11 protein-coding genes are annotated in these 14,540 nt (G+C 75.4%); 2 read left to right on the plus strand and 9 right to left on the minus strand.

The window, feature by feature from the left end; translation table 11 throughout:
• Window positions 1-130: 130 nt before the first annotated feature.
• The 4 genes from ACFRCR_RS03580 to ACFRCR_RS03595 are packed head-to-tail and all read right to left on the minus strand — an operon-like array spanning window position 131 to window position 6,769.
• Window positions 131-598 (minus strand): hypothetical protein, encoded by a 468-nt coding sequence (locus tag ACFRCR_RS03580; RefSeq protein WP_377675613.1) that lies wholly within the window; start codon window positions 596-598, stop codon window positions 131-133.
• Window positions 599-622: 24 nt separating this feature from the next.
• Window positions 623-4,294, minus strand: a complete 3,672-nt coding sequence (locus tag ACFRCR_RS03585) for an error-prone DNA polymerase (RefSeq protein ID WP_377675614.1) — start codon at window positions 4,292-4,294, stop codon at window positions 623-625.
• Entirely contained in the window at window positions 4,287-5,963 is a 1,677-nt protein-coding gene (locus ACFRCR_RS03590) for a DNA polymerase Y family protein (RefSeq protein ID WP_377675616.1), read from the minus strand. The genes ACFRCR_RS03585 and ACFRCR_RS03590 overlap by 8 nt, the downstream gene beginning before the upstream one ends.
• On the minus strand, window positions 5,960-6,769 hold the full coding sequence (locus ACFRCR_RS03595) for a hypothetical protein (RefSeq protein ID WP_377675618.1): 810 nt from the start codon (window positions 6,767-6,769) through the stop codon (window positions 5,960-5,962). The genes ACFRCR_RS03590 and ACFRCR_RS03595 overlap by 4 nt, the downstream gene beginning before the upstream one ends.
• A 415-nt stretch (window positions 6,770-7,184) precedes the next feature.
• Here ACFRCR_RS03595 and ACFRCR_RS03600 point away from each other — a divergent pair, with 415 nt between their 5' ends.
• On the plus strand, window positions 7,185-7,730 hold the full coding sequence (locus ACFRCR_RS03600; protein ID WP_377675620.1) for a YbhB/YbcL family Raf kinase inhibitor-like protein: 546 nt from the start codon (window positions 7,185-7,187) through the stop codon (window positions 7,728-7,730).
• The gene (locus tag ACFRCR_RS03605; RefSeq protein ID WP_377675622.1) at window positions 7,727-8,320 is read left to right on the plus strand and encodes a YbaK/EbsC family protein; all 594 of its coding nucleotides are present in this window, start codon (window positions 7,727-7,729) and stop codon (window positions 8,318-8,320) included. Before ACFRCR_RS03600 ends, ACFRCR_RS03605 begins: the two co-directional genes overlap by 4 nt.
• A 41-nt stretch (window positions 8,321-8,361) precedes the next feature.
• Here the strand turns inward: ACFRCR_RS03605 and ACFRCR_RS03610 are convergent, their stop codons facing one another.
• The 5 genes from ACFRCR_RS03610 to ACFRCR_RS03630 form a co-directional block, all read right to left on the minus strand.
• Window positions 8,362-9,312: a siderophore-interacting protein gene (locus ACFRCR_RS03610; RefSeq protein ID WP_377675630.1), complete on the minus strand. Its 951-nt coding sequence runs from the start codon at window positions 9,310-9,312 to the stop codon at window positions 8,362-8,364.
• 124 nt (window positions 9,313-9,436) lie between these two features.
• A complete protein-coding gene (locus ACFRCR_RS03615) occupies window positions 9,437-11,599 on the minus strand; it encodes an iron ABC transporter permease (RefSeq protein WP_377675623.1) in 2,163 nt (720 codons plus the stop codon).
• Window positions 11,596-12,585, minus strand: coding sequence for an ABC transporter substrate-binding protein (locus ACFRCR_RS03620; protein WP_377675625.1), 990 nt, complete (start codon window positions 12,583-12,585; stop codon window positions 11,596-11,598). The genes ACFRCR_RS03615 and ACFRCR_RS03620 overlap by 4 nt, the downstream gene beginning before the upstream one ends.
• Window positions 12,586-12,682: 97 nt before the next feature.
• Window positions 12,683-13,549 (minus strand): ABC transporter ATP-binding protein, encoded by an 867-nt coding sequence (locus tag ACFRCR_RS03625; protein ID WP_377675627.1) that lies wholly within the window; start codon window positions 13,547-13,549, stop codon window positions 12,683-12,685.
• 101 nt (window positions 13,550-13,650) lie between these two features.
• The gene (locus ACFRCR_RS03630; protein ID WP_377675628.1) at window positions 13,651-14,520 is read right to left on the minus strand and encodes a universal stress protein; all 870 of its coding nucleotides are present in this window, start codon (window positions 14,518-14,520) and stop codon (window positions 13,651-13,653) included.
• Between the last annotated feature and the right edge of the window lie 20 nt (window positions 14,521-14,540).

The following is a 14,540-nucleotide window of genomic DNA, read 5'->3' on the forward strand; positions in this document are numbered from 1 at the left end:
GCGGCCATCTGGGGTTCCTCGGGCAGAACGCCCCCAGTTGGCCGCATCTCGACGGGCCGCACCCGCACAGCACCGTGAGCCTTGCGCTGCCCGTCGTACGCGGGCGCGGTGCACGGCGAAGGGATCCGGGTCAGCCCGCCTGCGCGACGAGCACCGACACCGCGACGGCAGCCCCCGTGCCCGCCTCGACGGTGACGGCATGGCCGAGGCCGAGGTCCACCTCGTCGGCGGTCGTCAGTGCGACGTACCCCGTGTCCCCGGGGCGGAACCCGCACGAGACCGTCCCGAGGTCCGCCCCGTCGAACGCCACGTGCGCGTCGCCGTCGCCCTCGCACGTGACCGCGACGGTGAGCGGCGCGGCGTTCGGCACGTCCGCCCCGTCCGCGAGCGCACCGGGCTCGACCGTCAGGTCGATCGCCGAGCGGCCGCTCGAGGACACGAACGAGACGCCCGACGTCAGCCTGCTCTGCGCCTCCAGGAGATCGTCGGGCGTGACCGGGTCCGCCTCGCAACCGGTCAGCAGGACGAAGGCGGCTGCGACGCCCCCGGCAACGAGCACGGGCATCGATCGACGGCGGGCGCGTGCAGGTCCGGTCATGGGCCCGAGTATGCCAGCCGAGCCCTACTGGAAGTCTCGCGACCGCGACGCGACCTGCAGCGACAACGGCGCGAGGTGCTCCGCGAGGAGGTTCGTGGCGCCGTCGGCCCGTTCGAGACGGCCCCGCACCACGAGCGCGGGCGAGGACCGCGCGACCCGCCGGAACCGCTGCCACAGGCCGGGCGTGCAGATGACGTTGAGGAGCCCCGTCTCGTCCTCGATCGACAAGAACGTCACACCTCCGGCGGTCCCGGGGCGCTGGCGGTGGGTCACGACTCCCCCGACCGCGACCCGCCGGCCGGCCTCGTGCACGACCGCCTCGGCGACCGTGATGACCCCTGCCCGGCGCAGCCCGGGGCGCACGTACTGGGTCGGGTAGGAGTCGGTCGAGACGCCCGTGGCCCACACGTCCGCGACCGCGGTCTCGACCTCGCTCATGCCCGGCAGCGTCGGCGCCTCGACCCCGACCGAGACGCCGGGCAGCGTGTCCGGGCTCTCCTGGGCGAGCGCCCCCGCGGCCCACAGCGCCTCGCGCCGGGCCACGCCCAAGGACTCGAGGGCGCCGCCCGTCGCGAGCGCCTCGAGCTGGGCCGTGGTCAGGTCGACGCGTCGCACCAGGTCGCGCAGGTCCGTGAACGGACCGGCCGCGCGCGCCGCGACGATCGCCTCCGCGACCGGGTCCCCCACCCCGCGCACGCTGCCCAGCCCCATGCGCACCGCGAGGGACAGGTCGGGGTGCGGGGCGCCGTCGGGCGGGGCGGGAGCACGCGGGGTGACAGGACCGCGATGGGGCGCGGCGGGGCCCGGCCGCACGTCCCTGCCCGACGGCGCCCCCTCCTTCGCCGCCCGGCTCGCCGACGCGCGGGGCAGCCGCTCGACCCCCGCCTTGACGCCCGACGCGTTGACGTCCGGGCGCAGGGCCGTGACCCCGTGACGGCGCGCGTCCGCGACGAGCGACTGCGGCGAGTAGAACCCCATGGGCTGCGCCGCGAGCAGGCCCGCGTAGAACGCGGCCGGGTGGTGCACCTTGAGCCACGCGCTCGCGTACACCAGGTACGCGAACGAGTAGGCGTGCGACTCGGGGAACCCGAAGTCCGCGAACGCCTTGAGCTTGTCGAAGATCTGCTCGGCGACGTCCGGGGCGACCCCGTTCCTCGCCATGCCGTCCAGGAGCCGCCCGTGCAGCGCCTCCATGCGCTCGACCGACCGCTTGGAGCCCATCGCGCGGCGCAGCTGGTCCGCCTCGGCCGCGCTGAAGCCCGCGACGTCGATCGCCATCTGCATGAGCTGCTCCTGGAACAGCGGCACGCCCAGCGTCTTCGCGAGCGACTTCTCGAGCAGCGGGTGCAGGAACGTGACCTCCTCCCGGCCGCGCGCACGGTTGATGTACGGGTGCACCGAGCCGCCCTGGATGGGACCGGGACGGATGAGCGCGACCTCGATCACGATGTCGTAGAACGTGCGCGGCTGCAGGCGCGGCAGCGTCGCCATCTGGGCGCGCGACTCGACCTGGAACACCCCGACCGTGTCCGCCGCGCACAGCAGGTCGTACACCGCTGGGTCGTCGTCGGGCAGCGAGTGCAGCTCGAGGGCGAGCCCCTCGTGCGCGGCGATCAGCTCGAAAGCGACCCGGATCGCCGTGAGCATCCCCAGGCCCAGCAGGTCGAACTTCACGAGCCCCGCGTCCGCGCAGTCCTCCTTGTCCCACTGCAGGACCGTGCGCCCCTCCATGCGCGCCCACTCGACCGGGCACACCTCGATCACCGGGCGGTCGCACATGACCATGCCGCCCGAGTGGATGCCGAGGTGCCTCGGGAGTCTCAGGAGGCGCTCGGCCAGCTCGAGCACCGGGCCCGGGATCTCGCCCTCCTCGGCGGCCGACGGCGGGCGGTGCGCGGGCACCACGTCGTGCGGGTCGTCGGAGCGCAGCGTGGGGTCGTCCCGCCGGTCGCTGTCGTCGTGGGCCAGCGGGTCGACGACGCGACCCGACAGGTCCGGGGTCCAGTCGGCGTGCCCCGTGTGCGGGCGGTCGGGACGGCGCCTCTGTGCGCGCTGCCGGGGTTCACCGGTCCCCCAGAGCTCGGCCGTGCGGGCGTCCTTGGCCGCGGTGCGGGTCACGACCGCGGGCCCGGCAGCCCCTGGGGCCGACCCGTGCGCTCCGCGCGCGGCGATCGCCCGGTCGCGGACGGCCCGGTCCGCCGCGGGCGACGACGGGTCGGGCCCGCGCAGCGACCCCCAGCGCTCGATCGACTTGCTCCACGCGTCCTGCTGCCCGACGTCGTGCCCGAGAGCCCGCGCGGCGTCGCGCACCGCGGACCTCGGCCGGTAGGAGATGACGTTGGCGACCTGCGCCGCGTGCGTGCGCCCGAACCGCTCGTACACGTACTGGATGACCTCCTCGCGGCGCACCGACTCGATGTCGACGTCGATGTCCGGGGGACCGTCGCGCTCGGGCGCGAGGAAGCGCTCGAACAGCAGACCGTGCTTGACGGCGTCCACGGCCGTGATGCCCAGCGCGTAGCAGACGGCCGAGTTCGCGGCCGAGCCGCGCCCCTGCGCGAGGATGCCGCGGGCGCGGCAGAACTCGACGAGGTCGTACACGATGAGGAAGTACCCGGGGAAGCCGAGCTGCTCGATGATCGCGAGCTCGTGGTCGATCTGCCGCCACGCCCCGGGCTCGCGCTCGGCCCCCCGGGGACCGTAGCGGTCGGCGCCCCCGCGCTCCACGAGCACGCGCAGCCACGACCTCTCGTCGTGCCCCGCGGGCACCGGGTACGGCGGCAGCTCGGGGGCCACGAGGCGCAGGTCGAACTGGCACTCGGCGCCCAGCTCCGCCGCGGTCGCCACGGCCTGCGGGTGGCGGCGGTGCCGGTCGAGCATCTCGGCGGCCGAGCGCAGGTGCGCGGTGGGGGCACCGGGCAGCCAGCCGTCCATGTCGTCGAGCGACGAGCGCGCACGGACGGCCGCGAGCGCCCCCGCGAGGGCGGCGTCGCGGGGGCGCGCGTAGTGCACGTTGCCGGTCGCGACGAGCGGCAGGTGCGCGCCCGCGGCGAGCTCGGCGAGCGCGTCGCACAGGTCGCTGTCGCGGGGGTCGCCCGCGTCGGTGATCTCCACGGCCACGTTGTCGGCGCCGAAGACCTGCACGAGCCGGTCGAGCTCGCGCCGGGCGGCGCGCGGCCCCTCGGTGAGCAGCGCGGAGCGCACGGCCCCCTTGCGGCAGCCCGTGAGGACGAGCCACTGGCCGCCCGACTGCTCGCCGAGCCGTTCGAGCCGGTAGTCGGCCGCCCCCTTGGTGCCCGTCGCGAGGTGCGCGGTCGCGATCGCGCTCGACAGGTTGCGGTACCCGTCCGGGCCGCGGGCCAGGACGAGCAGGTGGGACGCACGCGGGTCGGGCACGCCCGTGGGCGCGTCCAGGACGGGGGCGGCGCCGGGGGCGGGCGTGACGGGCAGGTGCAGCTCGGCGCCGAACACCGTCGGCAGGGACACCGCGCGCGCGGCGGTCGCGAAGCGCACGACCCCGTACAGGCCGTCGTGGTCCGTCACGGCGAGCGCGGACAGTCCCAGGTGCGCGGCCTCGGCCGCGAGCTCCTCGGGGTGGCTCGCGCCGTCGAGGAAGCTGAACGCCGAGTGCGCGTGCAGCTCGGCGTAGCGGGGCGTCCTGCGTGCCCCGGCTCCCGGCGGGGCGGCCCTAGTCATAGACGGCCTCCACGGTCCAGCGTCCCTGGGCGCTCGCGAGCAGCACGCCGCGCCCGTCGTCGAGCAGCACCTGGAGGTATGCCCGACGGCGCGGCGTCTCGCTCCACCAGCGTTCGGCGAGCGGCCACGGCCCGGCCCAGCCGAGCACCCGCCTGCTCGCCCTGGCGCGTGGCGCGAGCCACCGCACGGTCGCGGGCGGTGCGCTCATCACGAGGCGCACGTCGACGCGGACGGGCGCTCCGGCGTCGTCCAGGACGGTGACGTCCTCCGGGACGTCCAGGACGAGGGCGGGCGCAGGCTCGGGCAGGCGCCCCGGCCACGGCAGGTCCGCACGCCGCGGCGCGGGGGCCGCCTCCCCCCAGGGCGCGAGGTGGACCTGGTCGTGGACGTCGCGCCCGCCCTGCGTGACGACGCTCAGGACGCCGTCCCCGCCCAGGAGGCCCTGGACACGCCCCAGGGCACGCTGGGCGCGCGCGTCCTCACCGCTCGACGCGCCCCACAGCCGCGGCTGCTCGACGCCCGCGGCCACGACCTCCTCCGCGGTGATCGCGAGCCGCACGAGCGGCGAGGGCCGGTCCTCGGGCAGGTCCGGCAGGTCCTCGCGGCCGGCCTGAGCATGGTCGTCCCGGCGCGCCCCCCGGCCCTGCCGCTGTCCCAGTGCGACGCGCGACGCCGTGAGCCACCCCTCGAGCTGCCAGCGCACGCGGTCGGTGATGCGGGCCGCGGTGAGCCCGCCCATGGCTCCGTCGTCGCAGCGCCAGGTCCGTTCGAGCTCGCGCCCGTCCTCGGTGCGGGCCGTGATGCGCAGCCGCCCGCACGACGAGGACCGCTCGACGAGCTGGGCGTGCAGGTCCTCGGCGAGGCGGCGGGCCGCGAAGGTCGCGACGTCGACCCGCTCGGCGGGCGGGTCGAGCTCGCACTCGACGGCGACGTCCGCCTCGATGCGGCGCCTCGCGGGCGGGCGCAGGTCCTCGCCCTGCGCGAGGCGCTGCGCCCAGGCCCCCAGGTCGCCGAAGCGGGACAGGACGCTCGCGGCGGGCAGCGCCGCGAGGTCCGCGAAGGTCCGCACGCCGAGGCGGCCCAGGAGATCGACGAGCTGCGCGACGGGCTGGGCGTCGCCCACCACGACGTGCGCGAGCTCGCCCAGCGGGCGCGGGGCCAGGTAGGCCCGGGAGGTCCCTGCGGGCACGACGAGCGAGGCCCGCGCACCCAGCACCGCGGCCAGTATCCCGTCGGCGACGCCGACCTGGCTCTCGTGGCCCGTGTCCGCCGCGACCCGTTCGACGAGCACCTGCGCGAGGCGCTCCTCGGTGCCGTGGTAGCGCGCGGGGCCGCCCGAGGGCAGGAGCAACAGGCCCGGGCGCGCGACCTCGATGCCCGCGACCACGGTCTCGGCAGCGAGCGCGACGGGCTCGAACTCGCGCGCGTCGCGCGCGTCGTCGGCGTCGAGCAGCGCGAGATCGGGGCAGCACTCCTGCGCCCGACGGCGTCGCATCCCCCGGCGCACCCCCTGCGCCCGCGCGGTGGCCGAGACCGCGAGGACGCGGCGCCCGTCGTGCGTGGCCGCGGGCACGTGCGCGGGGACCTGGGCCGCGCTCATCGCGGCGACGACCGGCCAGTCCGGCACCCACAGGACCGCGGTGCGGGTGGCGGTGCTCTCGGCGCTCATCCGACGAGCCGGAGGCCGGGCGGGGTCTTCTCGACCTGCCGCGGGTTCTTCACGGCACCCCCGCGCAGCGGCAGGTCGACCTGGCGCTCGATGCCCCGGGAGGCGCCGGCCCGCCCGCTGCGCTGGACCGTGAGCCGGCGCCTGCGCAGGTGCCCGGCGCCGTGGTCCGTACCGGACCACGTGCCCTCGCGGACCGTGAGGACCACGTGCGCCCCGGTCCAGGGCTGCGCCGCGACGAGGAGGTTCCCGCGCTCGCGGGCCCGGGAGGTCAGGCGACGGCGGTCGGCGTCGGTCAGCGCAGCCTGCGGCCCGACCACGACGACGTCGATCCCGTCGAGCAGGGCCGCGACGGCCGCGGCGGCGTCGGGGCCCGGGGACGGGACCAGGGCGACACGGGCGAGGTCGATCCCTGCCTCGGCGGCCGCGAGGACGCCGAGGCGTGGGAAGCCGACCATCGCGGTCCAGGCCCCCGTGCGCGAGGCCTCGGAGAGCAGCGCGAGCAGGAGCGAGGTCGAGCCGTCGACCACCACGGCGGTGCCGCGCTGGAGCCCGCCGAACGGGAGCAGGTCGGCCAGCTCGTCAGGGACGGGGAGGAGCTTCTCCTCCCCCGTGCTCCCCGGTGCGCGCCGGGCCGAGAGCTCCGCGCGGCGCAGCACCGACCGGGCCAGGAGCGCCCGCTGGGCATGCGTGGACCCGGCGGGCGCGAGCGGGTCGGCGAGGTCGATCGCCGCCCGTGCGGCGGTGGTGGTGACGGCAGTCGCGGGGCCGTCCAGGGCCTCCCGGAGGGTGTCGTCGACCAGGGTCATGACACCTCCTGCACGCTCGAAGACGTTCGAACAGATGTTCGAACACTTCCAGTACACGCGCTCCCCGAGGGGGTGTCAACTCGCCTCACCCGGTCGTCACCAAGGGTCGATCCGAGGTTGAGGGTTTCGTCGTCACGCAACGTTCAACCCAGGATGCAGGCATTTCGGAAGTCTCGACCGACACCTCAGGCCCGGGCCAGGAAGCGTGAGATATCAACGATCCCGGGCCTCGGGCCCGTCGCCGGAGCGGCACGTGAACCCTCGACCCGCCCCTGAAACCTCGGGCGACCGGGCACGCAGCCGCCCGGCAGCCGCTCACCAGCAGAGCGGGCCACCTTCCCGCATCTCACCCGGATCGACGCACCCGTCCTCGTCACCCCTGGCCACCACCTACGTCACCGGGCACGATGGACCGATGAACCTCGCCGACCGTCCGCTCGCTCCCGACCCCTACTCGCTGCTGCCCCCGGTGCCGCTCTTCACGGTGACGAGCGACGACGTCGTGCAGGGTGCGCCCATGGCGCGCACCCACGCGGCCGAGGGCGACAACCGCTCGCCCGAGCTCGCCTGGAACCACTTCCCCGCGGCCACGCGCTCGTTCCTGGTCAACTGCTTCGACCCCGACGCACCGACCCCGGCGGGGTACTGGCACTGGACCGTGGTCAACCTCCCGGTCGCCACGGTGACCCTCTCGCAGGGGGCGGGCTCCCCCGGCGGCGGCTACCTCCCGCAGGGCACGTTCCAGACCCGGCACGACGGCGGAGGCCCCGGATACCTGGGCGCCGCACCTCCGCCCGGCGACCGGCCGCACCGGTACGTCTTCGCGGTGCACGCGCTCGACGTCGAGAGGCTGGACGTGACCCCCTCGACGCCACCGACGGCCGTCGCGATCGCCGCGCTGTTCCACACGATCGCGCGCGCGACCATCACGCCGACCTACCAGATCCTGGTCACCGCATGAGCCAGGGCACGAACGGGCCGGCGACGCTCCCGACCCTGGGCGACCTCGCCTGGGTCCCGGCCACGGACAGGCTCGACCTGCTCGCGCCGCCCGTCGCACAGGCCCTCGCCCGCTGGGCCGCGCAGGACCCGCGGGTGGCCGAGCAGGTCGCGGTCGTCGAGATCGACCCCGACCTCGCGGACACCGCGACCCTCAACGCGGCGCACGACCTGCCGCCGGTCGCCTCGGCGAACTGCGTCCTGGTCGCCGGACGGCGCGGGGGCGACGAACGGATCGCGGCGGCCGTCGTGCGCGCCACGACCCGTGCCGACGTGAACTCACGCGTGCGGTCGCTGCTCGACGTGCGCAAGGCCTCGTTCCTGCCCACGGACCGCGCCGTCGCCGAGTCCGGCATGGAGTACGGCGGGATCACCCCGGTCGGGCTCCCGGACGGGTGGCGCGTGCTGCTCGACGCGCGCGTGGCGACCGACGGCGAGCCCGCGCTCATCGGGAGCGGGCTGCGCCGGTCGAAGCTGCTGCTGCCGGGCGCGCTGCTCGCGCGGCTGCCCGGGGTCGAGCTGGTCGAGGGGCTGGGCGTGCCGGTGGGATGAGAGCGAGGGGCCGTCAGCCCTCGGCGTGGCCCTCGCGGCCGTCAGCCCTCGGCGCGGCCCTCGCGCCAGTAGCCCATGAACGCGACCGAGCGGCGGTCGACGCCGCGCTCCGACACGAGGTAGCGGCGCAGGGTCTTGATGACCGAGGCCTCCCCTGCGAGCCACGCGTAGAGCTCGGCGCACGCGACCAGGGGCGTGCCGTCGTCGTCGACGGGGACCTCCCAGAGGATGTCCGTGTCGATGTCGACGTCCTCGAGCTCGGCCGCCTTGGCGGCCCCGCCCGAGTGCTGGACGAGCCCGCGGGCCGCGCACGTGAGCGAGTGCGTCGCACCGCAGACGTTGCGCTCGAGCAGGCGGTCGGCGGCCTCGCGGACCGCGGGGACCAGCAGGTCGCCGTGCGCGCGCCCCTCGCGGGCCAGCCACGTGACGTTGACGCCCGCGGGGGCCGTGACGGGCAGGACGTCGCCCTCGTACGGGACCTCCAGGAAGACATCACCGACCTCGTCGGCGGGCAGGGACTCCAGGATCGAGGCGATCGCGGGGACCGCGGTCTCGTCGCCCGCGAGGAGCAGCGCGTGGCTGCGGACGGGTCGGGAGAACTCGACGCCGCCGTGCGCACCCGTCCACAGGCCGTTGGGGCCGAGCAGCACGATCTCGCTGCCGGGGCGCGCGGCGAGCGCCCAGCGGGACGCGGGACCCGCGTCGCCGTGCAGGACGAGGTCGATGTCGACCTCGAAGGCCTCCGGGCGCACGGCCCGCACCGTGTAGGTACGCAGCGGGTTGCGACGCTCCTCGGGCTGCGCGCGCCACGCGGAGTACCACTCGCCCGTGCGGACGAGGTGCTCGTAACCGCCGTCGGGCGCGGGGAAGACGAGCTTGATGCGCTGGTCGAGCCCGTTGTCGGCGAACTCGTGGAGGTCGTGTCCCGTGAAGGTCACGCGCAGGAAGCTCGGCGAGAGCTTCTCGACCCGTCGCACCTGCACGTCGAACATGCGGAACGGGGAGATCTCCTGCTCGGTCACGACACTGGTCTGGGTCACGTAGGCGAGCCTAACCAAACATCGGGGCCGGGTGAACCCCCGAAGCCGAACGTGTGGTCGGGATCACTCCGACGGATCACGCCTCGCGGCCGCGGCTGCGCCACAGGAGCCACACGAAGTAGGGCGCCCCGATGAGCGCGGTCGTCAGGCCCGCCGGGATCTGGGCGGGCGCGATGACCGTCCGCCCCACGGTGTCCGCGACGCTCACGAGGACGGCCCCGAGCAGCATCGCGACCGGGATCACCCGGCCGTTGCGCGAACCGACGAGGGCGCGGGCCGCGTGCGGGGCGACGAGCCCCACGAAGCCCACGACCCCGACCGCGCACACCGCCGCGGCCGTCAGGACCGCGCTGGCCCCCAGGAGCAGCAGGCGCGTGCGGTCCAGGCGCAGGCCCAGGACGCGCGGGGTGTCCTCGTCGAGCGCCAGGACGTCCATCTCGCGCCGGTGGAGCACCGCGACGGGCACGACCACGAGCAGCGCGAGGACGACGGGGACCAGGTGGTCGAAGGTCCGCCCGTACGTCGACCCGGACAGCCAGGTGAGCGCGACGTTGAGGTTCCAGGGCGCGACGACCACGATCACGAGCGTCGTCAGGGCCGTGGCGCCCGTGCTCATGCCGATGCCGATGAGCACGAGCCGGTCCGAGCTCAGGCCGCCCCGGTACGCGAGGCGGTACACGATCGCGAACGTGCCGAGCGCACCGACGACGGCGGCGAGGGACATGCCCATGATGCCGACGCCAGGAACCAGCAGCACGACCCCGACGGCGCCCAGCCCCGCGCCCGCCGTCACGCCGAGCAGGCCGGGCTCGGCCAACGGGTTGCGGCACACGGACTGCACGACCGTCCCGGCCAGGCCCAGCGCGGCCCCCGCGAGGATCGCGGCGAGAACGCGCGGGACGCGCTGGTCGAGCACGAAGCTCACCTGCTTGCCCGCCCGGTCGGCGGCCCAGTTGAGGACGTCACCCGTGAGCAGCAGCCTGTCGCCCAGCAGGAGCGCGGCGACCGTGACCGCGACGAGGAGCGCGACGAGGACGGTCACCACGACCAGGGCGCGGCGGGCGCCACGCGGCCGGACGTGCGCGGCGCGGGTCCCGGCGGCAGGACCGGAGTCCTTGAGCCGGCGCGCGAGCCACACGAGCACCACGGCCCCGAACACCGTCGTGATGACGCCCGTCGGGACGGCCACGCCGTACGTACCGGGCAGGACGAGGCGCAGCAGGACGTCGGCGCCGAGGACCACGATCACGCCCGCGATCCCCGCCAGCGGGATGAGCACGCGGTGCCGGTTGAGCCCGGGGACCTTGCGGGCCACGAGGCGCACGACCACGGGGGCGCACAGGCCGACGAAGCCGACCGGGCCCGCGACCGTGACGGCCGTGGCCGAGAGCAGGACCGCGAGCAGGATGGTCACGACGCGCGTCGCGCGCACGTCGATCCCGAGGACCGTCGCGGTGTCGTCGCCGAGCGCCAGGAGGTCCAGGCGGTGGGCCACGAGGATCAGGCCGCCGAGGCCGACGACCACGAGCGGGGCCGCGAGCGCGACCTGCGACGTGCCGGACTGGACGATCGAGCCGCTCCCCCACGCGAACAGCCCCATGGTCTCCTGCTGGAACAGCACGAGCAGCACGGTCGTCAGGGAGTGCAGCGCGAGCGTGATCGCCGAGCCCGCCAGGATGAGCCGGGTCGGCCCGGCTGCGCCGCCACGGGCCAGGACGAGCACGAGGCCCGAGGCCGCGAGCCCACCGACGAGCGCGAGCGTCCCGGAGAGGTAGAACGGCAGGGTCACGCCGATCACGGCCGCGCCCACGACCGCGACGTAGGCGCCCGCGTTGACCGCGAGCGTGTCGGGCGAGGCGAGCGGGTTGCGTGCCACGGACTGCAGCGCGGCGCCCGCCGCACCGAGCGAGACACCCACGAGGAGGCCTGCGAGCAGACGCGGGACGCGCGAGGCGACCAGGACGGCCGCAGCGGTCCGGTCGGCGTCGGCGTCGCCGCCGGTCATGAGGCGCAGCAGGTCGCCGAGCCCGACGTCGGCCGTCCCCTGCGTGAGGTGGACAGCGGCCAGCACCAGGACGGCGAGGATCCCGACGACGAACGCCGAGGCGACCGTCAGACGGAACCGGAGGCGCGAGCGCCCCGGGGGGACGGCCGGGACCGGCGGGGCGAGGAGTCCGGTGGTGTCGTCCGGGACCTCGTGCCGGGCCGTCGAGAGTCCCCCCGGGGCGCTCGTGCTCACTGGGTCAGGGCCGCGACGAGCGCGTCGACGTAGGTGCTCGCGGACGCGGGCCCGCCGAACATCCAGATGCCGTCGGGGATGCGGTGCACGTCACCGGCCACGACGAACGGGAGCTGCTCCCAGATCGCGTTGCCCGCCAGGCCCTCGGCGAACGGGTCGGCCTCGGAGTCGCTCGCGGCGTAGAGGAACTGGACGTCGCTCAGCGCGGTCAGGCCCTCGACGTCGGTCTGCGCGAGCCCGTAGTCGGGGTCGCCCTCGCCGGTCCACGCGTTCGCCAGGCCCAGCTCGGCGCCGATCGCGCCGAGGAACGAGCCGGGCGTGTACATGCGCACCGAGACTGTGCCGTTGTTGACCCAGCCGTCGGCCATGACGTACGAGGCGCCTGCGACGCCGGCCTCCTCGAGGGCCTTCTTGCCCTCGACGACCTTGGCGTCGAAGCCCTCGAGCAGCTCGGTGCCCTTGTCCTCGGTGCCCGTGGCGGTCGCGAGGGTCTCGACGGTCTGGCGCATGTACCCGATCGGGTCGGTGCCGTCGGAGCCGCGCAGGGTCACGACGGGCGCGATGTCCGCGAGCTGGTCGATCACGTTGTCGGGCGTGTCCGTGGTGACGGCGATGAGCTCGGGCTCGAGCGCGGAGATGGCGTCGAGGCTGGGCTCTCCGCGCATCCCGACGTCGGGCGTCGACGCGTCGAGCGCGACCGAGGTGTCCCACGTGTTGTAGCCCTCGACGTCGGCCTGGCCCACGACGTCCACGCCGAGCGCCAGCAGGTTCTCGGTCAGGCCCCACTCGAGCGAGACGACCTCGGTCGCGGGGGCGTCGAGCGTCTGCTCTCCGCGCTCGTCGGTGAAGGTGACGGGGCCCGCGTCGGAGGCGGGGGCCTTCGACGCGCTGCCGGCGTCGGCCTCCTCCGTGGTGCCGCACGCGGTGAGGGTGAGCGCTGTCACGAGCAGGACGGCGGGCAGGCCGGTCCGGAGGGTCGTTCGCATGGGGGTCCTGTGTCCTTGAGGGTGCTGCCCGCGCCGGGAGGCGGGGCTCGGTGGGCTGCCGCGCCGGGGTGCGCGGCAGCACGGGAGGCTCGGGTCGTCAGGGGACGGCGACGAGCCTGCGGGTCGTGTGCCGCCCGACGGGCGCGGTCTGCACCGTGCCGGTCAGCGGGTCGTGCGTGACCTCGATGCGGATGCCGTAGGTCTCGCTCAAGGCGTCGGCGGTCAGGACGTCGGCGGCGTCGCCCGCGGCACGGACGACGCCGCGCTGGAGCAGGACCACGTGGTCCGCGACCGCGGCCGCCTGGTTGAGGTCGTGCAGCACGACGCCGACGGCCACGCCGTGGTCGTCGGCGAGGTCACGCATCAGGTCGAGGATCTCGACCTGGTAGCGCAGGTCCAGGTAGGTCGTGGGCTCGTCGAGCAGCAGCACCGCGGTGTCCTGCGCGAGGCAGGTCGCGAGCCACACGCGCTGGAGCTCGCCGCCCGACAGCTCGTCGACGCCGCGGCCCGCCATCGCCGCGACCCCGGTGACGTCCATGGCCCAGGCGATCGCGCGGGCGCCGTCGGGGTCCGTGGAGCGGAAGCGCGCCCGGTGCGGGTGGCGCCCGTACCCGACGACGTCGCGCACGCTCACGCCGTTGGGCGTGGGCCGGCTCTGCGAGAGGAGGGTGACGCGCCGCGCGAAGTCCTTGGGATGCAGAGCGAGCGCGTCGGGGACGTCGGGCAGGCTCACGGTCCCCTGAACGGGCCTGTGGAGCCGGGCGAGCGAGCGCAGGAGCGTCGACTTGCCGCTCCCGTTGGGGCCGATGAGCGCGGTGACCTGTCCGGGGAGCAGGCGCAGGGAGGCGTCGTGCACGACGGCGGTCCCGTCGTACCCGAGGCTCAGCCCGGTCCCGGCGAGGGCCGGGCGGGAGGAGTCCTGGGCGGTGGAAGCGACGTCGTCGCCGGATAAGGGGTGGCTCACAGAGGTGAGCCTAACCAAACATCCCTACCGGGTGAAAGCCCCGGACCTGCAGCAGGACCGAAGATGTGGTCGGGATCACGTCGAGAGCCGGGACCAGGGGCTCAGCGCACGATCGTCACGGGGCAGTGCGCCTCGCGCACGAGCGAGTGGCTCACCGACCCCAGGACGAGCGCCGCGAAACCGCCCCGCCCGCGCGACCCGACGACCAGCCGCTCGGCCCCCTCCGAGGCCCTGACCAGCGCGGGAGCCGGCTGCGCCTCCACGGTCGAGCCCTCGACCTCCAGGTCCGGGTACTCCTCGTGCACCTGCGCGAGCGCAGCCGCGAGCAGTCGCTCGGCCCCGTTCTCGGCACGCTCGCGCGGGAACTCCGCGGCCATGTAGCTCTCGAGGTGCGCCGAGGCGCGCGTCCACCACGCGACCACGACCCGCAGCGACGCACCGCGCGAGGCCGCGACCTCGGCCGCGTGGCTGAGCGCGCCGGTCGCGTGCGTCGAACCGTCGACCCCCACGACCACCGGCAGGTTCACGTCGCGCAGCGCCTCGACGTCCCCGTGGACCACGACGACCGGGCAGTGCGCGTGCGCGGCGACCGCGAGCGCCACCGACCCGCCGAGCTCGCCGCGGACCCGCCCGTGGTCCCCCGACCCGACGACCACCATCGCGGCGTCGAGCGACGTGCCGACGAGCGTCGCGGCCGGGGTCGTGTACTCCACGGTCGCCTCGACCTCGAGGTCGGGCTCGACCTCGAGCGCCTGGACCCGGCCACGGTCGGCGAGCGCCCGCGCTCCGGCCTGCGCGTTCTCGCCGCCACCGGGCAGCGAGGGCTCGAGGTGGGTGTCGTGCGCGTCGCGGGCGAAGACGACCTCCAGACGGGCGCCACGCCGTCGGGCCTCGCGCGCGGCCCAGCGCACGGCGGAGGTCGCGGAGGGCGACCCGTCGTAGCCGACGACGACCGGTCCGACGGTGGACATACGTCCATGGTCACCCCGTC

This window comes from Oerskovia sp. NPDC056781 (genome assembly GCF_042789955.1).
Classification (GTDB): Bacteria; Actinomycetota; Actinomycetes; order Actinomycetales; family Cellulomonadaceae; genus Oerskovia; species Oerskovia rustica.